The following is a 21,636-nucleotide window of genomic DNA, read 5'->3' on the forward strand; positions in this document are numbered from 1 at the left end:
CGCGTTAGCTGTAATCTTTAAGTATCTTTTGGTATATTAGTGTAGTGGGGTACGATACCATGGTTCAGGCGATCTGGCTGGTAGTGTTCGTTCTCGCCACGTTCTCGGCGGGCTACATCGGGTACTCGAAGTACCTGTCACGGTTCGTCGAACTGGACGAGGACAGGGAGACGCCAGCTCACAAGTACGAAGATGGACAGGAGTACGTGCCGTCGAAAAAGCCGGTACTGCTGGGGCATCACTATTCGAGTATTGCCGGCGGGGCGCCCGTGGTCGGTCCCATCACGGCGGCGATGTGGTGGGGCTGGGTGCCCGCGTTCCTCTGGATCGCGATCGGCAACCCGCTGTTCGGCAGCGTCCACGACTTCATGTCGCTGTCGTCGTCGATCCGCCACGACGGCAAGTCGATCGGGTACATAATCGGCGAGTACGTCGGGGAGCGCGGCAAGAACATGATCCTGTGGTTCGCGTTCCTGACGATCATCCTCGTGATCGCGGTGTTCGCGCTGGTCGTGGCGCTCGTGTTCAACGCCTATCCCGAGTCGGCGACGGCGAGCGGGATCTTCATCGGCCTGGCGCTTTTGTTCGGCTGGTATCTCTACCAGCTGGACGGTCCGTTCGTGCCCGGGGCGGTGGCGTTCATCGCCATGATCTTCGCGGGGGTCTGGGTCGGTATCCAGTACCCCGTCGCGATGGTGCCCGGCGAGTACGCCCGCGGCGCGACGGTCATCTTCGGGGGCGGGCTCCCGTTCCCGCCGGTGCTCGGGAGTGCGAACATCGCGGCGTGGATCCCGGTCGTGATCCTGTACGCGTTCGTCGCGAGCGTACTGCCGGTGTGGGTGCTCCTGCAGCCGCGTGACTTCCTCACGTCGAGCATCCTCTACACCGGCGTCGGCGGGACGCTGCTGGCCGTGATCGTCGGCACGATCCTCGGCACGGCGTCCCAGCCGCTGGTGATCAACCTCGAAGCCTTCCACGGCTTCTTCGGGAACCCGCAGTTCTCGTTCGCGCCGCTGTTCCCGTTGCTGTTCGTGACGATCGCCTGTGGGACGATCAGCGGGTTCCACTCGCTGGTGTCCTCGGGGACGACGGCCAAGCAACTCGACAAGGAGACCGACGCCCGCCTCATCGGGTACGGCGGTATGCTCGGCGAGGGCCTGCTCGCGTCGGTCGCGCTGATCACCGTCGCCGTCTACGCGCAAGCCCCCGCGGGCAGCGGTATCGGGCTCGCGCTCCCGAACTTCGCGACCGGCGGCGGCATCATCCTGACGAGCTTCGGGCTCGCCCAGATCACCGGCGCGACGTTCATGGGCCTCGTGCTCGTGAGCTTCCTGCTGACGAGCACCGACACGGCGATGCGCCTCGGTCGCTACATGTTAGAGGAGCTCGTCGGCACGCCCGAGTCCTCGATCCAGGAGTTCGCGGCCAACCGCTACGTCAACGCGGGACTGCAGGCGTTCCCCGCGTACGTGCTGGTCGCGTCCGGCCGCTGGGCCGACCTGTGGCCGCTGTTCGGCGGCGCCAACCAGACGCTCGCCGCGCTGGCCCTGCTGGTCGCGACGGTGTGGCTCGCCAGCTGGGACAATACGAAGCAGCTGCTGTCGACCGGCGTCCCGATGGCCATCATGTTCAGCGTCACCGTGAGCGCGCTGCTGTACCTCGCGCTGTACCAGAACCTCTACCAGAAGTTCGTCCAGGGTAACTGGGCCGACGGGGCGACGCTCACCGCGCAGGCGTCGGCCGCGGTACAGATCGTGATCGCGCTCGTGTTAGTGTATCTGGCGCTGTCTATCCTGCGGATGGGATACAAGAGCGTCAAGGAAGAACGCGGGCGGTTCTTCGACACCGGGTCGGAGGCGCCGCCGGCCGAACCGAGCGACGACTGACCTGCGGGGTCACACCTGCAGTCGCTGCCGCAAGCGGGCGAGGAACCCACTCTCGCCCCCTTCGATGCGCTCCCACAGTCGAAACGCCGTGTCGAGGTCCGTGATCTCGCTCGCGACGACGTCCTCCTCGTCGGGCGCGACGACGACGAAGTTGATCTCGTAGTGGCCGTAGTACCCCTTCTTGAGCATCGTCCGCTCACGGAACCCGTCGACGAACTCGCGGACGTCCTCGGGGATCGAGTCGGTGACCACGGCGAAGGTGAACTCCGTCGCGTAGTGTTCCTCGTCGGCCTCGATCCAGTCGTCGGCGATCTCGTGACCCAGCGAGACGAGCGACTCGAGGTCCGCGACGGTCACGGCGTCGATTCGCGTGGCGAAGACGTGGTCGTAGGTGTCGTGGTGGGCGAACGACAGCGCCGGGTGTAGGAAGTGCTTCTGGTGGTGCATCTGCATCTTCCCGTAGAGGGTGAACGTCCGTCCGGCGACCGGCCGGTCTTTCTCCAGGTCGTAGTTGAACATCAACCGGTCGCTCACCCGGTCGACGTACTCGTCGTCCCAGTCCGGCACGTTCGGGTCTTCCTCCGCCGGTTCCAGCGAGTCGTAGGGGTCGTCGGTGCTCATCTCACTCGTCCGCCTCCTCGGGATCGTAGGCGTGCACGTCGTCGACGGCCGGTGCCCCGATCACCAGCGCGACCGCCGCTTCGTCCGCGCTCTCGGGCACGTGGGCCCGCTGTGGACTGTCCGGTTCAACGACGAAGGCCTCGTCGGCACCCACCTCGTACGTCCCCTCGGGCGTCTCGACCGCGAGCGTCCCCGAGAGCACGTAGAAGACCTCCTCCTGGTGGTCGTGGTAGTGATAGGCGAGCGGGATCGCTTCGCCGGGGGCGACCTCGTAGCGGTTGACCGCCGCGTTCTCCAGCCCCACCGCGTCGGATATCGACCGCTGGACGCTCGGCCGGTCCGGCGTGGGGTCGACCTCGCCGACGTCCACGTGGTGGTATCCCATATCACGGGCGAACGGGCCCGGACGGTAAAAACGTCTCCCCGGTTCAGATGTTTGTCTTTAGTCTGTCTGCGTATTGACCACTGAGAGTTCTCCAGCTCGACGAGGTCATCGGACATCCGTGCGAGATTCGGGGCACATTTACAGCAGAACCACGTCGGTCCCCTCGGCGTTGCTCAGGCGATACTAGGCGGTCAGAATGCTTTTTGAACTCTTCCAGGTTCCGATCTCGACCAACAGTTCAACGGGGTGGCCGGCCTCCCGAAGTCGTGGTTGGATCTGTTCACTCGCCTGGCAGGCTCGCGATAATCGATTCGGTGAGCGCCGGCTCTAGTCCAGTGTCCCGGTACCCCGCTGCGAGGTTGACGTCGACAGCCCAATACTGGCCGTCGTCATCCTTGACCAGATCGACCCCGACACCCCGGAGGTCGAACCGTGCAACGAGTTCTCGGAGCGACGCTGCAAGCGCTGGTCTGATCTGTATCTGGTCGAGGAACTGCTTCTCCCCATAGAGCTTCGAGGTGACGCGCCTCCCCGCGACGTGTATTCGTGATCCGTCGTTGACGGCATAGTACTTGTAATCGACTGGTTCCGTCGGGATCAGTTCCTGATAAAAATCTCCCTCGCCGTTGAGCGTGGGTTCGTCATTCCAGATGTAGTAGCCTTTTGCGACGTACTCGCCTTCCGGTTTCTCGAAGGCGACTTCGGGCGTGAGAAATCCCATCTCCGAGAGTGCGCGAAGACCGACAAGCCGTGAACTGAACAGAATCGTCGCCTGAAGGTTGTTCCACAGCGCTGTCCCCGTCCGTCGAGCATGCCTGAGAGCTGGGAGTGCGCTCGGGAGTGTCTGCTTGTTAACGATCAACGAGAGATCGGCGATGTGATCCGGTGAGAGGGTGGATCGAGGATGGAAGAATCGAACCTGAAAGCCCGCGATCCGAAGACGCCTGGCTACTTCGCTAAACACTGGCTTGTTCTTCTGGCACAGGATACCGATACCGCGATCACCTCCCATCGGGGTCTACTGTAGTGTTCGAACGGGAATCTGAATAGCATTCGGGTACGTGGTTGAACGAGTTCAGTACCGGGTGTCGCAGAGGGTAGGGATGGCCCGACAGGTGTGCCGCACCCTGAACAGCCCCAATTACTCAATCCGGCGGGAGCATTTATCGGTGTAGGCTATGTAATATTTCCTGTATGCCTGAAGAAGTCCTGTTCAAATCGGAGAGCGGCCAGAGTCGAGCGGAGATCGCATCGTACCTCCGGAAAGTCGCGGACAATCTCGACAGCGGAAACGCCATCAACCTGAAAGCAGGCTCCGAGTCTCTAACACTGAATCCCCCTGCTCGACCGACCTTCGAGGTCAAAGCTGAACGCGAAGGCCCGGCTGGCAATATGACTGAATTGAGTGTCGAGTTCGAACTCGAATGGGACGAGAACGCTAGTGGGGAGAGCAGCGGAAGTGGCCAGTTAGAAATCGAGTAGCCACTCCGCGAGTTCACCGAACGAGAAAATTGCCTGTCTTGCGACGAACAAAACGCGATCGTTGTGCCGGATAGACGCTCTATACCTCGCACGTCGTTCTTGACAGATCCCGATTCTGACGACCCACTGGCTGATCTCGGACCCCCTATACTGAGCATCGTGCCGAACGCCGGAAGAGCAAGCGCTTCTGAGCCCTCGTTCGTTCCGCTCACGGGGACGCAGTGAGGCGCGACTCTTCCGCGAGCGCCGCATACGTTCGCGGCCCTCTTCACCACCGGAAGACGGTTCTACTCGTTTGCTTCACTCACCGCGTAGACTGCGACTCCCGAGTTTTGCCTCGCTCCGCTCGGCGAGACCCTGTTTTTGGCTAGCGAGGGGCCGAAGGTCCCGCGGTCCATGCGAACGGGGCTGCGAGGCAACTGCACCGCCTCGATGGAGACGGTTGCGTCCTCTCCCGTCGCCCGTGAGCAGATGCGGGGTCGCCTGCGGCGACCCCCAGGGAAAAAGATGGAGGTGTAAGCTTTAACGTCGCCGAGAGCGAACAGGGGGTTGAATCGATGGCTCCGAAAGACACAGAGACGTGCGGTCGTTGCAGCATGACCAGCGTCGTCGAGGCGACCAGCGGGGACGACGACGCGGGCGACGGCCGCGACCCGTTCGAGGGTGCGCGCATCGAGGTCCCGGAGGGGGAGATGCGCACGGTCGCGAAACCACAGATCCTGCTTGGCCGCGCCAAGCGAAAGCTAAACCAGGTTGCGACCAGGCTCACCTACGGACGATAATGGAAGAGAGCGTCTCAGGGTTCAAGACCCGCGGCGGTTGGGTCGACGCCGTCGAACACGGCGAGCGCATCGTCCGCGCGCTCAAGGACCTCCGCGAGGACGACGAGTCCGTCTCGCTCGCCGCCCTCGAGGAGTTCGACGACTGGCGGCCCAAGAGCCACGAACGACTGGACGAGGACGTCAACGAGAAGACCGCCGACCAGGCCAGCGTCGAGGAGGGGGAAGGCGAGAAGGCCGGCAAGGACCCGGACGAGGACCTCCAGACCGCCGGCGAGAAACTCACCGAGTCCTACGAGCGCCTCGAAGACGAGGACACGGACGAGGCCGTCGACAAGTGGGGCGAGTCGCTCGACTACGTCGCTCGCGCGGCCGACTCGGCGGGGCGCAAGGCCGTCCGCAAGGTCGAGGACGCGGTCTATCGCAACGTGATGACCCAGATCGCGCCGTACTACTTCGACAACGAACTCGTCAGTGCGAACCTCCAGCGGGTCAACGGCGACGACCGGCCGGAGTACATCTTCGAGATCAACGTCAACGACGACGACCTGAAGATCAAGGTCTCGAACAAGCTCGCCGACTACGAGTCGACCGTCGACCGCTGGCACGTCGACACCGAGAAGGCGACCGAGGCCGCCGAGGCCGCCGAGGGCGTCGAAGCGCCCGAGCCCGAATCCGAAGCCGACGCCGAGACGACCTGATCCGGACGCGCTTCGACTCGATTCCCCCGGTCCACCGACGGTCGCGACTCCGTCCTCCGTCGCCGCAGTCGGCAGGCTATTATACGAACCGCCGTTAGCCGTCCGCAGATGGCATCGCTGGCGATACTGTTGATAGCTGCGGGAGCGAGTCTGTTCATGGCGTGGGCGATCGGCGCGGGCTCGTCGGGGTCGACCCCGTTCGCGCCCGCCGTCGGCGCGAACGCGATCTCCGTGATGCGCGCCGGGTTCGTCGTCGGCATCCTCGGGCTCGCCGGCGCCGTCTTCCAGGGCGCCAACGTCACCGAGGCCGTCGGCCAGGAACTCATCCGCGGCGTCACGCTCTCGCCGGTCGCCGCCGTGGTCGGTCTCACCACCGCCGCGATCCTCGTCGCCTTCGGCGTCTTCGCCGGGTACCCGATCGCCACTGCGTTCACCGTCACCGGCGCCGTCGTCGGCGTCGGCCTCGCCCTCGGCGGTGACCCCGCCTGGGCGAAGTACCGGCAGATCGCCGCACTGTGGCTCGCCGTCCCGTTCGTCGGCGGCGGCATCGCCTACGCGACCGCTCGCTTCCTCCGGAGCGAGGGCGTGCCCGAGCGCCTCGCCGTCCCCGCGCTCGGCGGCGTCGTCGGGATTATCCTCGCCAACGTCGAGTTCGTCTTCCTCGGACCGGCCGGCGAGCAGTCGTCGATCGCCGCCTCGATCGCGACCGCGATCGGCGGGCCGCCGCTCGCCGTCCTCGCCCTCGTCTCACTCGCGCTCGCCGCTCTCGCCGCGGCCGCCCTCTGGTGGGACGTCCGCGAGAACGGCGACCGCGGGCAGCGACACTTCCTGCTCGTCCTCGGCGGCCTCGTCGCCTTCTCCGCCGGCGGGAGCCAGGTCGGCCTCGCGATCGGGCCGCTCGTCCCGCTGCTCGACCCGTTCGACCTCCCGATCGTCGCGGTCCTGATCGGCGGCGGCCTCGGTCTCCTGATCGGCTCGTGGACCGGCGCCCCGCGGATGATCAAGGCGATCTCGCAGGACTACTCCTCGCTCGGTCCCCGTCGTTCTATCGCCGCGCTCATCCCCTCGTTCGCCATCGCCCAGACCGCCGTCTTCTTCGGCATCCCCGTCTCGTTCAACGAGATCATCGTCTCGGCCATCGTCGGCAGCGGCTACGCCGCCGGCAACAGCGCCGTCAGCCGCGAGAAGATGCTCAAGACCGTCGCTGCCTGGGTCGGCTCGCTCGTCCTCGCGCTCGGCGTGAGCTACGGGGCGTTCGCCGCCGTCGACGCTGTGCTGTGAATGGTTACGATACTCGTTCGCACTCGTCGCTCAGGGGTCCACGGTAGCGTCCGACAAAGAGAGAAACCGGGGAGAGGCCTCGTCCGGAGACCGGTGCGGGACGTTACTCCGCGTCGCCGAGCAGGTCGGCGGGGTCCTCGCCGCCGCGTTCGGCGATCCGGGCGTTGATCTGGCGAGTCGCCTCGCCGACTTCGCGGCCGCGGACGGTCACGCGCTTGCGCTCGCCGTCGCGGGTCGGCTCGTAGCCGGTGCCGCCCTCGAGCATGATCTGCTTGAGGTCGGTGCCGCGCACGTCGTCGCGCATCGGTCGGCCGGTCTCGTCGGAGCCGCCGGTGATCTCCAGCGTGTACTCCGAGAGGCCGACGGCGCCGCCGTCGACTTCCTCGCCGATCTCTCGGCCGATGAATCGGTTCGCGTCCTGTCCGTCGATCTCTACCTGGTACGTGTGGCCGTCCTCCGGGTCGGAGACGGCGACGGTGAAATCTGCCATATAAGTCCGCAATCAGCGCGCGTTCAAAAGCCCGTCGGAACGCCGCGTCGGATCCCGCCCGCCGCCCCCAGCCGAGCGCGACCGCCCCTTCCTCCCGGCCGGTCCACGCACGCTATCACAGGTCGAGCGTGAACCCCGTTTTCGCGTCTCGGTCGAACCCGCAGTTCTCGTAGAACTCGTGTTTCCACGCCATGTCGGACCCGGTCAGCAGCATCACCTTGTAGCAGTCCCGCTCTCTCGCCCGGTCGATAGCGGCCTCGACGCACTGGGTTCCGAAGCCTTCGCCGCGATAGTCCTCGTGGGTCACGACGTTCTCGATCAGCGCGAACGGTCGAGCGCCCCGGGTCAGGTTCTTCGTCACCGAGAGGACGCAGGTCGCGACGAGCCGCTCGTCGTGTTCGACGACGACGATCTCGAGGTCGTCGTCCGTCACTATCTCCTCCCACAGGTCGTCCACGTCGCCGGGGTCGAGTACCGGGTCGTCGGGGTTGAGCGTCTGATACAGGCCGAGCAGTTCGTCGAGTTCGTTCGCCCGAACGGGTCTTGCCGTCGCCATGTCGACTCGGTTGGGCCTGCACGGCGGGCGCGGAAGAAGACGGTGGTCGGAGATTCACGACCGACCGGACCCAAGGCCCTTGACAGGTCCGTTCGAACGAGCGGCTATGTCAGGGTGGTCTCCGCCGTCGCCCCATCGAGTGGTGCTCGTCGGTCTCGTGCCTGCCTACGCGATCGTGTTGGCGTACGCAGTCCTCGTTCAGGGATCGGTGCTGCTGGGACTGCTTCCGGGGCTGGTCCTCGTGGGCGCGTACTTCCTGTGGCGGCTTCTCGTGGCGCTCGAAGCCATCGCCGATGGGATCCACCGTCTCGCGGACCAGCGGGAACGGGACTGAGGCCGCCGCGCTACGCCCGCTCGACGTCCACGACCGTCGAGACGCGAGCGTTCTCCTTCAGTCGGAGCCCGGCACCGCCGACCGACAGCGGGACGCGGTCGAGGTCGCTCACCCGGAGCGTCGGGTGGAACGCGCCCCGCGCTCGCACGGCGTCGCGCGTCTGGACCGTCGCGACCAGGTCCTCCGGGAGCGCCAGCGACTCGTTGTACTCGACCAGGTACTGGCCGGCGTCGAGGTGCCACCACTGGTAGTCGTCGCCTTCGTTCCGGTACTGTCGGTCGTGCGGCGCCAGATCCGCGGTCTCCAACTCGCCGCCACCGAAGTCGACGCGGCCCGGCGTCGTGACCTCGTGGACCTCGGTGACGGTCAGGTCCAGCCCTCGGCCCTCGGTCTGGGTCGATTCGTGGACGATATCGTCGACGAACGCCGTCAGGTCTGTCATACCTGGCCGTGACGGCCGCTCGCGTCAAAAGAGTGGGGACGACCGCTGTCGACGTTCACTCCGCGAAATCGTCCTCCCACGGAAAGATGCCGTCGCGCTGGACGACTTCGCCGTCGACCTCCAGTCGCGAGTCGCCGGTCATGTCGGTGATGAGATCGACGTGAACCGCCGAGTCGTTGCCGGACTCACCCTCGGGCAGGCAGGCGTCGTACGCGCGACCCAGGGCGAGGTGGACGGTCCCGGCCATCTTCTCGTCGAAGAGGATCCGTCCCGTTGGCCGGTCGATGCCGCGGTTCATCCCGATCCCCAGTTCGCCCAGCTGGCGGGATCCTCCGTCGGTCTGGATCACCTCGTCGACGACGTCCTCGCCCTGGGCGGCCTCCCAGTCGACGACGACGCCGTCCTTGAAGGTGAGCTTCACGTCGCGCACGTCGCGTCCGCGGATCGTCATGGGCACGTCGAAGGTGACGACGCCGGCGGTGTCGTACGGCGCGGTGAACACCTCGCCCGAGGGCAGGTTGTGCGAGTCGTAGGCGACGCTCGCAGCCGAATTGACGGCCGTCCGGCCGTCGATGAACAGCGTCAGGTCGGTCCCCTCGTTGACGATCCGGACCTCCTCGCCGTCGTCCAGGATCTCCTTCAGCTGCCCCATCTCCGCGGCGAGGGACTCCCAGTCGCGGAGCGTGGCGTCGTAGACGAAGTCGGCGTACTCCTCGTAGGCCATCCCCGCCTGCTGGGCGAGCGCGCGCGTCGGGTGGACGGTCGACACCCAGTCCGTCGCGAGGCGGGCTTCCCGGACCCCCTGGCGCGCTCGTCCGTAGCGCTGGGTCCGCTCGCCGGGCACGTCGGCCGTCGCCGCGGTGTTGCGCCCGCCGCCCAGCGAGAGCACGCTGTCCGCATTTTCGTATAGCGATAATTCGTGTATGGGGTCCTCGTCGAACTCACTGTCGTGTGCGCGGAGATACGCGCGCTGGACTTCCTCGGAGCTGTAGACCGTCGTCGGGTTCGCGCCGCGCTCGCCCAGCGCCGCGGCGACGGCGACCGCCAGGTCGTGGGCCCCCTCGTCGACGGACACGACCACGTCGTCGCCCTCCTCGATGCGCGCGCTCCAGTCGACCAGCGTCTCCGCGTGCTCGCGTATGCGCTCGTCCATACCCGGAAATCGACCGCCACGGCCAAAACGGTGCCGTGACCGCTCCACGGACTCGACGCCTATCGTGCCTGTTCGTTCGGGATAGAATCCGTCTCGCATCCTCTTTAGGGCTGCCTAAAGTTCGAAACGGCTTTATGGAATTAGGCGAGCCTAAACGACATGGACGACACCCACTCCGAACGGTCCAGACGACAGTTCCTGACGCTCGGCGCGGGAATCGCGGCTAGCGGCCTGCTGGCCGGCTGTACCGACGACGCCGGGTCGGGCGGCGACACCGACGCCCCGACCGCGACTCCCACCGACGAACCGACGCCGACGGCGACCCCGACCGAGACGCCGGCGGAGACGGCGACCGACGCCGCGACCGTCACGGGATCGGGCGTGGAGACGCCGTACTCCGTCTCGATCGAACCCGTGGGGAGCGTCGAGTTCGAGTCGGTGCCCGAGACGTGGGTCGCCAACAACGGCTCCTGGGCGGACATGGGGATCGCGCTCGGCCTCGAACCGCCGGAGGGCGTCTGGCTGAAAAGCCGGTACCACACCCAGTACTACGACTCGATCCCGGGCGTCGGCGTCGACAAGAGCGACATGGTCTCGCTCTACCAGGACGGGGGCGTCAGCAAGGAACTGTTCTACGAACTCGACGCCGACGTGCACGTCTTCGACCCGAACTTCCTGGTGAACCGCTTCAAGAGCATGGAGCAGGAAGACGTGACGGAGATCCGCGAGGAGATCGCGCCGATCTTCGGTAACTGCATCTACGCCCAGCACTACCCCTGGCACTCCGACTACCGCTACTACTCCCTGATGGAGGGCTTCGAGAAGCTCGCCCAGGTGTTCAAGCGGACCGACCGCTACGAGGCCTTCGAGGCGGTCCACGACGAGTTCCAGTCGAACCTCGCGCCGGTCGTCCCCAACCAGGGCGAGCGCCCCGAGGTGGCCGTCCTCTGGGGCGTCGGCAACGAACCCGAGCAGTACTACCCGTACATCATCGGCGAGGGAACCGGCTTCAAGCACCTCCGCGACCTCGGGGTCCGCGACGCCCTGGCCAGCACGGACATCAAGGACTTCCACGGCTCGCGCGCGGCTATCGACCTCGAGACGCTGCTGGAGGTCGACCCCGATGTGCTCATGCTCCGCGGGTACGAGGCGATGGAGCGCGGGAAATTCGAGGACACTGTCGTCTCGTACCTGGATGGCCACGACACCGCGAGCGCGCTGACGGCCGTTCAGAACGGCGACGTCTACCGCGCCGGCGGCCTCTACCAGGGCCCGATCACGAACATGGTCCTGACGGAACGGACCGCGAACCAGCTCTACGGCGCCGACGCGGAGCTGTTCGACCGCGAGCGGGTCGCCGAGATCGTCGCCGGGGACCTGTAGATGAGTGGCGCCGACGACGACGCGGGCAGTGCGGACGGCGGTGACGCGGGTCGTGAGCGGTCAGTGCGCTACGACGCCGTCGTCGTCGGCTGCGGACCGGCCGGCGCGGCCGCCGGCGTCTTCCTCGCCAGATACGGCCTCGAAACCGCCGTCTTCGACCGCGGCTCCGCCTCGCTGGACCGCTGTGCGTTCCTGGGGAACTACCCCGGGTTCCCCGCCGGTATCGACGTCGAGACGTTCCAGACGTTGCTTCGCGAGCACGCGAACGAGGCCGGCTGTGCGCTGGTCGACGACCTCGTCGAGTCGGTCCAGCGTGCGGACGGAGCGGACTTCGCCGACGGCGAGCTTGCCCCGCCAGCCGACGACCGCGATGCCGACGCTCGATTCGTCGTCGAAACGCAGGACGGCCGCTGCGTCACAGCCGACCGAGTCGTCGCCGCGACGCGGTACGACGGGGAGTACCTCCGGCCGCTCGGGGGCGACGAGATGTTCGAGACCCACGAACACGGCGGTGAAGAACACGAGCACTTCGACCCCGACTACGCCGACGAAGACGGTCGAACGGAGGTCGCGGGGCTCTACGTCGCATCGCCGGCCGGCCAGCGGGACGTGCAGGCCGTCGTCGCCGCCGGGCGCGGCGCCCACGTCGCCCGGACGCTCCTCGAAGACCGCCGGACGGAACGGGGCTACCCCCGCGAACTCGCTCGCCACTACGACTGGGTTCTTCCCGACAGCGAGTTCGAAGGCGAGTGGGGCGACCGCGAACGCTGGGAGACGTGGTTCGACGAGCGCGTCCCCGGCGACCACGGCGTGGGCGACGAGCGACTCGCCGAACTGCGCGATGCGTACCTCGACCGGGCGTTCGAGACCCACCGGAGCGCCGACGAGGTCGCAGACCTGACCGAACGCGCCCACCGGCGGTTGCTAGACAACCTCGACGACGACCTCGTCCTCGAACGCGCCGCCGAGATCGAGGCCGAGCGCACAGTCGAGACCGACGCAGAACCCCCCGTATCCGACGGATAGCCTGGCGATACCGGTCCACCCGCCGTTCTCGAACCGGAATTACTAAGTCGTTGTTTAGGCATACCTAAAACGATCAGATGGCCGGAGACGTCGCGTCGAACACCGGACGGGAAGCGGGCGAGAGCGCTCGCCTCGCCTGGATCGACTGGTCGCTGGTATCGCTGTGTCTCGCGAGTCTCGCCATCACCGTCGTCGCAGGGCTCGCGCAGGTGAGTTTCGGGTCCTATTCGATGTCCGTCGCGGAGGCGTGGCAGTCCGTCGTGGATCCGGCGGTGCTGCTGGACCCGCGGTGGCTGCTGAACTTCCTCCTCGGCGAGGAACTGATGCGGACCGTCCTTGGGTTTCAGGGCGAACTGCCCGACCTGCCGACGACGACGCTCATCGTCTGGAACATCCGCCTGCCGCGGGTGTTCGTCGCGATGATCGTCGGGATGAACCTCGCCGTCTCGGGCGCTATCTTCCAGGCGGTCACCAGGAACGAACTCGCGAGCCCGTTCATCCTCGGGGTCTCCTCGGGTGCGGGCTTGCTGATCCTCCTGACGCTCGTCGTCTTCCCGGTGCTGGCGGCCGCGCTCCCGCTCATCGCCGCCCTGGGAGGCATGGGGGCGTTCGTGCTGGTCTACGCGATCGCCTGGAAAGGCGGCACCTCGCCCGTGCGGCTCGTCCTCGCCGGCGTCATCGTCGGCACCGTCTTCCAGAGCATGCAGACCGGCCTCTTTTTCTTCGCCGACAGCATCGGCGTGGTCCAGTCGGCCATCGCGTGGACGACCGGCTCGCTTACTGGCACGGACTGGGAGCAGGTCCGTACCGCGCTTCCGTGGACGATCGTGGCGATGGGCCTCGCCCTCGTCGGCGCTCGTCAGTTGAACGTGCTGCTGCTGGGCGAGCGGACCGCCTCGTCGCTCGGCATGAACGTCGAACGGATGCGTTTCGCCCTCTCGGTGGTGGGCGTGCTGGCCGCCGCGGCGAGCATCGCCGTCGCCGGTATCGTCGGTTTCGTCGGCCTCATCGTCCCGCACGTCGTCCGCAACGTGGTCGGTAGCGACTACAAACGGCTCGTCGTCGGCTGCCTGTTCGCGGGTCCGGCCCTGCTGGTCGCCGCCGACGTGGGCGCACGACTCGCGATCCCCGTCTTCACGGGCGGGAGCGGGCAGATGCCCGTCGGCATCGTCACCGGCCTGATCGGCGGCCCGTACTTCCTCTACCTGATGCGCAGACAGGAGCAACTCGGAGAGATATGAGCAAGAGCGACACCACCCCGATCGAGCACCGCCGCGACGAAGACGTCCACAGCGAGTGCGACGAGGCGCCGGACGCCCAGACCTCCCTCACCAGCCCGGCGGTGGCCACGTCCGCCGGCAGTGACGGGACCCCGTTCGCCGCGGAGGACCTGGTCGTCGGCTACCCGACCTCCGAGGAGCCGGTCGTCGACGGCGAGTCGCTCGTCGCCGCGCCCGGGCAGGTCACCGCCCTCGTCGGCCCGAACGGGAGCGGGAAGAGCACGCTCCTGAAGGGGATGGCCGACCAGCTCGCCCCCGACGCGGGCTCGGTCCTCCTCGACGGGAGCGAGGTCGGATCGATGGACTCGAAGGACCTGGCGCGCCGGCTCGGCTTGCTCTCCCAGGAGAACGTCGCCCCCGAGAGCATCACCGTGGAGAAACTCGTCTCTCACGGTCGTTACCCGCATCGGGGCTTCTTCGACGGACTCACCGACGAGGACCGCGCCGCCATCGACCGCGCGATCGACCTCGCAGGCGTCGACCACCTCCGAGAGCGCGACGTGGGCAGTCTCAGCGGCGGGCAGAAACAGCTCGTCTGGATCGCCATGATCCTCGCCCAGGAGACGGACGTGCTCCTGCTCGACGAACCGACGACGTTCCTCGACATGCACCACCAGCTCGAAGTCATGGAGATCATCGAGACGCTGCGGGCGGAGAGCGAGAAGACCGTCGTCGTCGTCCTCCACGACCTCCAGCAGGCCGCCCGCCTCGCCGACCACGTGGTCGCGCTCAAGGACGGCGCCGTCCAGGGCCGGGGCCAGCCCGAGGACGTGATAAGCGAAGGGATGCTCGCCGACGTGTTCGGCATCGAAGCGACCGTCACCCAGTCGGACCTCGGCCCGCAGATCACGCCGCTACGGCCGCTCCACGACGACGCCGGCGTCGACGTGCATCTCTGAGCCCGAATTCTCACACTTCTGAGCGTCTGAGTCGCTGATTTTCGCGCTCTCCCGTGTTCGCGCCGATCGGTGTGCGTCTGACGCTGTCAACGCCATGCCGATATATCGAATCGCGGGCGTGACGCCAGATGCAGGCCGTGCGAGCGTCGACGGCTCGGCGCGAAACCGCCCACTACCGACACTGTCGCGAGAATCGACACGGTGTCGAAGCCGGTTTTCCCGCACCGGAGTGCTTACCGCCCGGTGACCGCCGCGTCCTCGTATGGCGACGATCCTGGACGGCGAGGCACTGGCCGCTCGACTCCGTGAGGACCTGCGCGAGTCAGTCGAACGACTCGCGGACGCGGGCGTTCGTCCCGGACTGGCGACCGTCCACATGGGCGATGACCCCGCCGCCGAGTCCTACGTCGCGATGAAACAGCGCGACTGCGCGGAACTCGGCATCGACGGGACGCACGTCGACCTCGACCCAGAAGCGCCCGCTTCGACGCTCCACGGGGCCCTCGCGGATCTCGACGCCGACCCGAGCGTCCACGGGATACTGGTCCAGGACGACGTACCCGACCACGTCGACTGGCGGGCGGCCGTCCGCCGCATCGACCCCGAGAAGGACGTGGACGGTCTGCACCCCGAGAACGTCGGCCGCCTGGTCGCGGGCGACCCCCGATTCGTCCCGTGTACGGCCCTGGGGATCCGGGCGCTCCTCGACGAGTACGGGATCGGTTTCGCGGGCGCGCACGTGACCGTGGTGAACCGGTCGATGATCGTCGGCAAGCCGCTGGCGGCGCTGTTGTCCCGGTCGGGTGACAGCGGGGCCCCAACGGTGACGGTCTGTCACTCCCGCACGGCGGACCTCGCCGCGAAGACTCGGGCCGCCGACGTCCTCGTCGTCGCCGTGGACAGCCCGGGATTTCTCGACGGGTCGATGGTCAGCGAGGGGACGACGGTGATCGACGTGGGCATCGGTCGGGTTCCGGCAGACACCGAGCGGGGATACGAACTCGTCGGCGACGTGGACGCCGAGAGCGTCGAACCGAAGGCCGACTACTTCGCGCCCGTTCCCCGCGGCGTCGGCCCGATGACGCGTGTGATGCTCCACCACAACACCGTCGAAGCGACCCGGCTGCAGACCGGGATGGCAGTCGACACCGACGGTGGTCCGACCGTCTGACTCCCGATATTCAGGTGTTCGGGGCCACGAAGCAGTTTTTTCGCGCCTGGTCGTCTCGCGGGCGATCCGACTCCGTCTGACGCTGTCAAGGGCATGCCGATATATCGAACTCGTCGGGCGGCGGTCTCCGACGGCTGTCCGAATCACTCGAATCTCGTTCGCTCGCTACGCTTTGGCGGGGAGGACTGCGGTAGACCACTGCCACGAACCACAACCCCTACTTGCGCCCCCAGCGATTCGCGGAGTATGCAACTGGGCGTCATCGGACTCGGACGGATGGGGCAGATCGTCGTCGACCGCGCACTCGACGATGGCCACGATATCGTGGCCTTCGACCTCGACGAGGAGGCGGTCGCGACGGCCGCCGACGCGGGCGCGACGCCGACCGAGTCGGTCGTCGACCTCGCCGAGCGCCTCGGCGACGAGAAACGGATCTGGCTGATGGTCCCCGCCGGCAAAGCCGTCGACGCCGCGCTCGACGACCTCGCGCCGCACCTCGACGCCGACGATATCGTCGTCGACGGCGGCAACTCCTACTTCGAGGACTCGGTCCGCCGCGCCGAGTCGACCGACGCCGCGTACCTCGACTGTGGCACCTCCGGCGGGCCCGCCAGCGCCGAGGAAGGGTTCTCGCTGATGGTCGGCGGGCCGGAGTGGGCCTACGAGGAACTCGTGCCGGTCTTCGACGCCGTCGCGACCGGGCCGGCGGGTCACGACCGCATGGGGCCCGCGGGATCGGGCCACTACGTCAAGATGGTCCACAACGGCGTCGAGTACGCGCTGATGCAGACCTACGGCGAGGGGTTCGAACTGCTCGCGAACGGTCGCTACGACCTCGATCTCGAATCGGTCGCGCGCACGTGGAACAACGGTGCGGTCATCCGGTCGTGGCTGCTCGAACTCTGCGAGGAGGCGTTCCGCGAGGAGGGCAACCACCTCGGGACCGTCGCCGACCGCGTCGAGGGCGGGTCTACCGGGACGTGGACCGTCCAGGAGGCGCTCGAACAGGAAGTGCCGGTACCGCTCATCTACCAGGCGCTCGCCGAGCGGTTCGACTCGCGCTCGTCGGGCGGCGAAGGCCCCGGTCGGTTCTCGCGACGGCTCGCGAACCGGCTTCGGTACGGGTTCGGGCGGCACGAGGTGCCGCGGCGAGAATAGCGAGACGCGAACGAAGTGAGCGTCTCGGAATTGCGAGCGGGGAGCGCAGGTGACCCGCGAGTAGCGAGAGGCGAACGAAGTGAGCGTCTCGGAATTGCGAGCGGGGAACGCAGGTGACCCGCGAGTAGCGAGAGGCGAACGAAGTGAGCGTCTCGGAATTGCGAGCGGGGAGCGCAGGTGACCCGCGAGTAGCGAGGTGCGACGGCGGGAATCGCGAATCCACTCGGCGTTTGAACACGTTCGGCGCCGTTCCCGGTCGCTGTCCGGGAATGAAGCGTCACCTAATTATACGGGCGCTCCAAAGCCAGATACATGGCCAACCTAATGAGTGTCGCACTCGGGGCCGGGTTGACGCTCATCGTCGTCGCCATCCACTACGCGCGCGGGACCGGCTGGGAACCGCCGGCGGACATCTCCCAGGAAGTCCTCGAGCGGCGCGCGGCGGCGGTGCCCGAGACCGACTTCCCCGAACCCATGAACCGCTCCATCGGCGGCGGCGCCGCGGGCGCCATCCCCGCCGGCGAGGGTGGCGCCGAACTCGAAGAGGGCGAGGAAGGCGAGGGAGAGGAGGAAGGCTTCGACCCCGAGTCCATCCCCGAAGACGAGGTCGAGTACTACGAGGTCGAGTTCGCCAAGGAAGGCGAGACCATCGAGATCGCCAACAACGAGAACATCCTCGACGTCGGCGAAGAGGAGGGCTGGGACCTGCCCTACGCCTGCCGCCAGGGCCAGTGCGTCTCCTGTGCCGGTCAGATCCAGGACGGTCCCGCGCTCGATTACATCCAGCACGAACACAACGAGGCGCTGTTCGACGACGACATGGACGACGGCTACTGCCTGACCTGCGTCGCGTACCCGATCGACGACTTCACGCTCGAAACCGGCGAGCAGCCCTGACCGCTGTCGGTACGGATCCGCCGTTTCTCTCCGCGTCTCACAACCGTTAAGGACGAGACCGCGGTATCCTGACACGAGGGCCCGTAGCTCAGTGGACAGAGTGCTTGGTTCCGGACCAAGTTGTCCGGGGTTCAAATCCCCGCGGGCTCGCTTCTCCGATTTCGTTCGACGCGGAGTCTCGTCTCCGCGTTTCTCCCGAAATCGGTGTGCATCGTCGGGGATTTGAACTACGGCAGACCGAACGGAGTGAGGTCTGGCATCGAGTTCAAATCCCTGCGGGCTCGTCTCCGGCGTCGCGTCGCTCCTCAGTCGATGAGCCCGCCGACCCTCGCGAACGCTTCGCGTTCGCTCAGTCCCCGCGGGCTCGTCTCCGGCGTCGCGTCGCTCCTCGCGGGTTGGTCGTGCCGCGGAACGGGACGCTACTCCTCAGTCTCGTCCGCTTCCCATCCTTCGGTGACTATCCGCTCCTCGTCGACGCCCTCGGACTCCAGCAGGTCCTGCGTCTCGACGACCATCTCGGGGACGCCGCAGAGGTAGAAGTCCGCGCCGTCGAGCCCGCCGTCCAGCGCGTCGGGGAGGTGATCCTGGACGTGTCCCGTCCGGCCCGCCCACGCCCCGTCGGCGTCGGAGAGAACGTAGTCCACGGAGAGGTCCTCGTGCTCGGCGTGCAACTGGTCGAGGCTCTCGCGGAAGATGAGGTGTTCCTGGTCGCGCTCGCCGAACACGAGCTGGGCGGCGCCGACGCCGACGCGAGCGTACTGCTTGAGCATGGGATACAGCGGCGTGATCCCGGTGCCGGTCGCGACGAAGACGGCGTCGCGGTCCAAGTTCCGGACGGCGAGGTTCCCGTCGACCGGCTCGATCTCGATCTCGTCGCCCGGCGTCCGCTCGTGCATATAGACGGAGCCGTTCCCGTCGTCGTAGCGCTTGATGGCGAGGACGATCTGGTTCGTCCCGGGGAGGTTCGCCGCAGTGTAGGGGCGCGTCTCGTCCTCGCCGTCGAGTTCGAAGTGGATCTCGGTATGCTGGCCGGGCTCGTACCTGAACTCGTGGTCGTCGGCGACGAGCCGGAACTGCTTCACGTCGGGCGTCATCTGGTGGACGTCCGCGACCGTGACGGAGATGGTCATTGAGACGTACTTAGCGGTTCGCGACGGAAAGACGTGCTGTCGACTCGGTGGCCGTCTCAGTCGTTGATCAGCGACTCGATGCGTCCCGTCACCTCCTCGGGATCCAGGCGGAAGAATTCGAACGCCACCATTCGCAACGGCTCCTCGAAGACGTCAACCAGCGGGATGTCGATCCGCTCCATCTCGGCGAGCGTCTGCGTCCCGATCCGCGCTTCGTCCGCGTCTTCGAGCCGGCCGTGAGCGACGACGCTACGCCACCGGTCGTCATCGCTTTCGCTCCCGTACACGACGAACGTCACCGGCCTGTCGACCAGCGCTTCGGGGTCGTCCCCGCGATCGACGGAGATTCGAAAGTAGAACACCCGGTCAGTCGGGTCGTAGCCGTACGACACGGGGACGGCGTCCGGCCATTCGTCTCCCACGGTCGACAACGCGAGCACGCCCGTCCCACCTCTCTCCAGGAACTCGTCCACTTTGGCCTCCCCCATCTCGACCTGATCGGCGTCACTCATGTCATCAGGTACGGCCGTCGGCGTAATAAGCGCGTCACCGGATCCACGACCCGACCCGGTGGTGAGTTCCGATCGATCTGCGTCGGTGAACGCCCGGATTCGCGACGGCGATGCAGCGTTCGCGATTTAGAGCGCCGCAGAACGACTGAAAGCCGATCTAACGGGCGCGACTGTGGCCGCGTCGGGCGTGACCGATCTACATTTGATATAGCGACATATGATTTATTGAGAGGATCGGGTCGAACGGACTCGGTCGACGATTCGTGGATACATCGCTCTTACACTGCCGAAATCGTCGAAATCTGGACGAATCGGTGGGCCTGGCGAAATTTCGGTCGTTCCGGTGGCTGATCCCGGGCCGGCGGCAGGAAGCCGGCCGACACCAACTTTCTTGTACGAGCTCGACAGTCTCGCGGTATGGCGACGACGGCGGACGACCTGATGGAGCCCCACGTCCTCGCGCACGCGAAGCGCCGGCTCTTCCCGGAGAACGACCGCGAGGACGCGTACGCCGTGGTCGACACGCAGTTCGCCCAGGAGCGGTGGATCGACCGGACGGCGATCGACGAGGCCGTTCGCGAGACGCTCGCGCCGTTCAACCACGTCCGGGTCGGTTCGGGGTATCCCGATCTCGTCGGCGTTCGCCCGGTCGACGACGACCTGCTGGCGGTCGACCGTCTCGGCGGGGAGCCGCCGCTGATCGCCGTCGAGGCGAAGGGGTACACCGACGGCGGCGGCGTCGACGTCGAACGCGGCGTCGTCCAGGCCCACGACCGACTCGACGAGGCCAACGTCGCCTTCCTCGCCGCGCCCGAACCGGCGATCAGCCAGTCGGCACGGTCGCTCGCGCGGGAGTGTAACGTGGGCGTCCTCGCGGTCGGAACCGACGGGCGGGTGGCGAGCGTCGAGACGCCGCGCGTCGTCGGCAACCGGACGACCGACGCGGCGACGTCCATCCGCTTCCAGGCCAGCGCGCAGGGCGTCGCCGGCAAGAGCTTCGGGCTCAACCACCCGAAGAACTACCTCGCGTACCCGCTCGCCGTGGCCCACGACCGGGAGACAGCGGCCGTCCTCGCCGAGCGCGTCGTCCGCGCCGTCGACAGTGCCCGGACCGGCGCGGGCGCTTTTCCGACGTCGCGCCGAAGTGGGGACTGCTCGCGCGCCGAGTCGTCTACGCTTACCCCGCGACGGAGCTGCTCGTCACGGAGCTTCAGACGCTCCACGACGACGGCGAGCCCTCGCCGACGCTCCGACAGTTCGTCACCTACCTGCATCGGCTCCACCCGACGTTCGCCGTCGAGTTGTTCCTCCGGGGTGACGAGGCCGTCCGCGGGCGAGTGTTGACCGACGACGGCGAGCTCCGTCGCGACGAACTCCGCGACGGCGACGTGTACCACTCGCCGACCGTCTTCCAGCTGAAAGCGATGCTGTACCACGCGGGGATCCTCACCGAGCGCGGGAGCGAACCCCACCGGCTCGACCCGTGTACGGACCGCTGGGCGCTCCGCAACGACGTGGGGCCGAGTCCAGAGTGAGCCCGTCCCCTCCGTGCTGAGGGACAGGTGCCGGCGTGTGCCGGTGGGCCGTTTTTGCCGCTCTGCACTGTACCTCGAACGGGAAGCGTCATGAATTTCGACAAATTCACCGGAACCGTCCAGAATCGCCTCCAGCTACCGGGAACGGGCCAGGCCGTCCGCGCGACCCGCGCGACGCTGACGACGCTCGGCGAGCGCATCCAGGAGGGGGAAGCGAACGACCTCGCGGGCCCCCTACCGATGGAGATCGACCACTACCTGACCGGGGCGGTCGCCGAACACGGCCAGCACTTCGAGTGGGGCGAGTTCCTCGACCGCGTCGCCGAGCGCGAGGGCCAGGTCGCCCCCGACGACCGCGCGGACGTTGCGCACCACGCGCGCACGGTCGTCGCCGTCGTGGCAGAGGCGACGCCGGAGGGACAGCTCGACCAGATCCGCGACCAGCTCCCGGCCGACGAGGGGTGGGACAGCCTGTTCGAACTCCTCGACCAGTCCCAGACCGCGGGCGATAACTCGGACTGACCGGCCGGGTGCG

The 21,636-nt window shown here is 67.0% G+C and carries 23 protein-coding genes, 1 tRNA gene and 1 pseudogene; 16 read left to right on the forward strand and 9 right to left on the reverse strand.

The window, feature by feature from the left end; genetic code table 11:
- The first annotated feature begins 59 nt into the window (after positions 1–59).
- Positions 60–1,886: a carbon starvation CstA family protein gene (locus tag ACMGFE_RS19210; protein ID WP_436926880.1), complete on the forward strand. Its 1,827-nt coding sequence runs from the start codon at positions 60–62 to the stop codon at positions 1,884–1,886.
- Positions 1,887–1,895: 9 nt separating this feature from the next.
- On the opposite strand, the gene ACMGFE_RS19215 is transcribed toward ACMGFE_RS19210, so the two are convergent.
- The 3 genes from ACMGFE_RS19215 to ACMGFE_RS19225 form a co-directional block, all read right to left on the reverse strand.
- Positions 1,896–2,507 (reverse strand): DUF8052 family protein, encoded by a 612-nt coding sequence (locus ACMGFE_RS19215; RefSeq protein WP_436926881.1) that lies wholly within the window; start codon positions 2,505–2,507, stop codon positions 1,896–1,898.
- Position 2,508: 1 nt separating this feature from the next.
- The gene (locus ACMGFE_RS19220) at positions 2,509–2,892 is read right to left on the reverse strand and encodes a cupin domain-containing protein (protein WP_436926882.1); all 384 of its coding nucleotides are present in this window, start codon (positions 2,890–2,892) and stop codon (positions 2,509–2,511) included.
- Positions 2,893–3,172: 280 nt separating this feature from the next.
- Positions 3,173–3,904, reverse strand: coding sequence for a hypothetical protein (locus tag ACMGFE_RS19225; protein WP_436926883.1), 732 nt, complete (start codon positions 3,902–3,904; stop codon positions 3,173–3,175).
- A gap of 182 nt (positions 3,905–4,086) precedes the next feature.
- Here ACMGFE_RS19225 and ACMGFE_RS19230 point away from each other — a divergent pair, with 182 nt between their 5' ends.
- The 4 genes from ACMGFE_RS19230 (at position 4,087) to ACMGFE_RS19245 (ending at position 7,135) form a co-directional block, all read left to right on the forward strand.
- Entirely contained in the window at positions 4,087–4,374 is a 288-nt protein-coding gene (locus ACMGFE_RS19230) for an amphi-Trp domain-containing protein (RefSeq protein WP_436926884.1), read from the forward strand.
- Between the two features lie 557 nt (positions 4,375–4,931).
- A complete protein-coding gene (locus tag ACMGFE_RS19235) occupies positions 4,932–5,156 on the forward strand; it encodes a DUF8007 family protein (RefSeq protein WP_436926885.1) in 225 nt (74 codons plus the stop codon).
- Positions 5,156–5,854, forward strand: coding sequence for a DUF5828 family protein (locus tag ACMGFE_RS19240; protein ID WP_436926886.1), 699 nt, complete (start codon positions 5,156–5,158; stop codon positions 5,852–5,854). Before ACMGFE_RS19235 ends, ACMGFE_RS19240 begins: the two co-directional genes overlap by 1 nt.
- Before the next feature lie 108 nt (positions 5,855–5,962).
- Positions 5,963–7,135: an inorganic phosphate transporter gene (locus tag ACMGFE_RS19245; RefSeq protein WP_436926887.1), complete on the forward strand. Its 1,173-nt coding sequence runs from the start codon at positions 5,963–5,965 to the stop codon at positions 7,133–7,135.
- Positions 7,136–7,238: 103 nt separating this feature from the next.
- Here the strand turns inward: ACMGFE_RS19245 and ACMGFE_RS19250 are convergent, their stop codons facing one another.
- Both ACMGFE_RS19250 and ACMGFE_RS19255 read right to left on the reverse strand, forming a co-directional pair.
- Positions 7,239–7,625, reverse strand: a complete 387-nt coding sequence (locus tag ACMGFE_RS19250; protein ID WP_436926888.1) for a 30S ribosomal protein S6e — start codon at positions 7,623–7,625, stop codon at positions 7,239–7,241.
- Positions 7,626–7,740: 115 nt separating this feature from the next.
- The gene (locus tag ACMGFE_RS19255; protein WP_436926889.1) at positions 7,741–8,181 is read right to left on the reverse strand and encodes a GNAT family N-acetyltransferase; all 441 of its coding nucleotides are present in this window, start codon (positions 8,179–8,181) and stop codon (positions 7,741–7,743) included.
- A 106-nt stretch (positions 8,182–8,287) separates the two neighbouring features.
- Between ACMGFE_RS19255 and ACMGFE_RS19260 the strand changes: the two genes are divergently transcribed.
- Positions 8,288–8,515, forward strand: a complete 228-nt coding sequence (locus ACMGFE_RS19260; RefSeq protein WP_436926890.1) for a DUF8066 domain-containing protein — start codon at positions 8,288–8,290, stop codon at positions 8,513–8,515.
- A gap of 10 nt (positions 8,516–8,525) precedes the next feature.
- Here the strand turns inward: ACMGFE_RS19260 and ACMGFE_RS19265 are convergent, their stop codons facing one another.
- Both ACMGFE_RS19265 and ACMGFE_RS19270 read right to left on the reverse strand, forming a co-directional pair.
- Positions 8,526–8,957, reverse strand: a complete 432-nt coding sequence (locus ACMGFE_RS19265; RefSeq protein ID WP_436926891.1) for a dCTP deaminase/dUTPase family protein — start codon at positions 8,955–8,957, stop codon at positions 8,526–8,528.
- A 55-nt stretch (positions 8,958–9,012) separates the two neighbouring features.
- Entirely contained in the window at positions 9,013–10,110 is a 1,098-nt protein-coding gene (locus ACMGFE_RS19270; RefSeq protein WP_436926892.1) for an aminopeptidase, read from the reverse strand.
- Positions 10,111–10,269: 159 nt separating this feature from the next.
- Between ACMGFE_RS19270 and ACMGFE_RS19275 the strand changes: the two genes are divergently transcribed.
- The 8 genes from ACMGFE_RS19275 to ACMGFE_RS19310 all read left to right on the forward strand — a co-directional run bounded on the left by ACMGFE_RS19275 (position 10,270) and on the right by ACMGFE_RS19310 (position 18,074).
- Entirely contained in the window at positions 10,270–11,493 is a 1,224-nt protein-coding gene (locus tag ACMGFE_RS19275) for an ABC transporter substrate-binding protein (protein ID WP_436926893.1), read from the forward strand.
- Positions 11,494–12,519 (forward strand): NAD(P)/FAD-dependent oxidoreductase, encoded by a 1,026-nt coding sequence (locus tag ACMGFE_RS19280; RefSeq protein ID WP_436926894.1) that lies wholly within the window; start codon positions 11,494–11,496, stop codon positions 12,517–12,519.
- 77 nt (positions 12,520–12,596) lie between these two features.
- Positions 12,597–13,760 carry a FecCD family ABC transporter permease gene (locus tag ACMGFE_RS19285; RefSeq protein ID WP_436926895.1) on the forward strand — a complete coding sequence of 388 codons (1,164 nt, stop codon included), beginning with the start codon at positions 12,597–12,599 and terminating at the stop codon, positions 13,758–13,760.
- Entirely contained in the window at positions 13,757–14,698 is a 942-nt protein-coding gene (locus ACMGFE_RS19290; protein ID WP_436926896.1) for an ABC transporter ATP-binding protein, read from the forward strand. Before ACMGFE_RS19285 ends, ACMGFE_RS19290 begins: the two co-directional genes overlap by 4 nt.
- A 262-nt stretch (positions 14,699–14,960) precedes the next feature.
- Positions 14,961–15,869, forward strand: a complete 909-nt coding sequence (locus ACMGFE_RS19295; RefSeq protein ID WP_436926897.1) for a bifunctional 5,10-methylenetetrahydrofolate dehydrogenase/5,10-methenyltetrahydrofolate cyclohydrolase — start codon at positions 14,961–14,963, stop codon at positions 15,867–15,869.
- Between the two features lie 246 nt (positions 15,870–16,115).
- Positions 16,116–17,027 carry a phosphogluconate dehydrogenase (NAD(+)-dependent, decarboxylating) gene (gene gnd, locus ACMGFE_RS19300; protein WP_436926898.1) on the forward strand — a complete coding sequence of 304 codons (912 nt, stop codon included), beginning with the start codon at positions 16,116–16,118 and terminating at the stop codon, positions 17,025–17,027.
- 312 nt (positions 17,028–17,339) lie between these two features.
- Positions 17,340–17,924 carry a 2Fe-2S iron-sulfur cluster-binding protein gene (locus ACMGFE_RS19305; protein ID WP_436926899.1) on the forward strand — a complete coding sequence of 195 codons (585 nt, stop codon included), beginning with the start codon at positions 17,340–17,342 and terminating at the stop codon, positions 17,922–17,924.
- A 77-nt stretch (positions 17,925–18,001) separates the two neighbouring features.
- Positions 18,002–18,074: transfer RNA gene (locus ACMGFE_RS19310), tRNA-Arg, on the forward strand.
- 269 nt (positions 18,075–18,343) lie between these two features.
- Here the strand turns inward: ACMGFE_RS19310 and ACMGFE_RS19315 are convergent.
- A complete protein-coding gene (locus tag ACMGFE_RS19315; RefSeq protein WP_436926900.1) occupies positions 18,344–19,054 on the reverse strand; it encodes a ferredoxin--NADP reductase in 711 nt (236 codons plus the stop codon).
- A 56-nt stretch (positions 19,055–19,110) separates the two neighbouring features.
- Positions 19,111–19,566: a pyridoxamine 5'-phosphate oxidase family protein gene (locus tag ACMGFE_RS19320; protein WP_436926901.1), complete on the reverse strand. Its 456-nt coding sequence runs from the start codon at positions 19,564–19,566 to the stop codon at positions 19,111–19,113.
- A gap of 417 nt (positions 19,567–19,983) precedes the next feature.
- Here ACMGFE_RS19320 and ACMGFE_RS19325 point away from each other — a divergent pair.
- Both ACMGFE_RS19325 and ACMGFE_RS19330 read left to right on the forward strand, forming a co-directional pair.
- A pseudogene (locus tag ACMGFE_RS19325) lies at positions 19,984–21,101 on the forward strand (hypothetical protein).
- A gap of 90 nt (positions 21,102–21,191) precedes the next feature.
- Positions 21,192–21,623, forward strand: coding sequence for a DUF2267 domain-containing protein (locus ACMGFE_RS19330; protein ID WP_436926902.1), 432 nt, complete (start codon positions 21,192–21,194; stop codon positions 21,621–21,623).
- Positions 21,624–21,636: the final 13 nt, after the last annotated feature.

It is taken from the genome of Halosimplex amylolyticum (genome assembly GCF_051414035.1).
GTDB lineage: Archaea > Halobacteriota > Halobacteria > Halobacteriales > Haloarculaceae > Halosimplex > Halosimplex amylolyticum.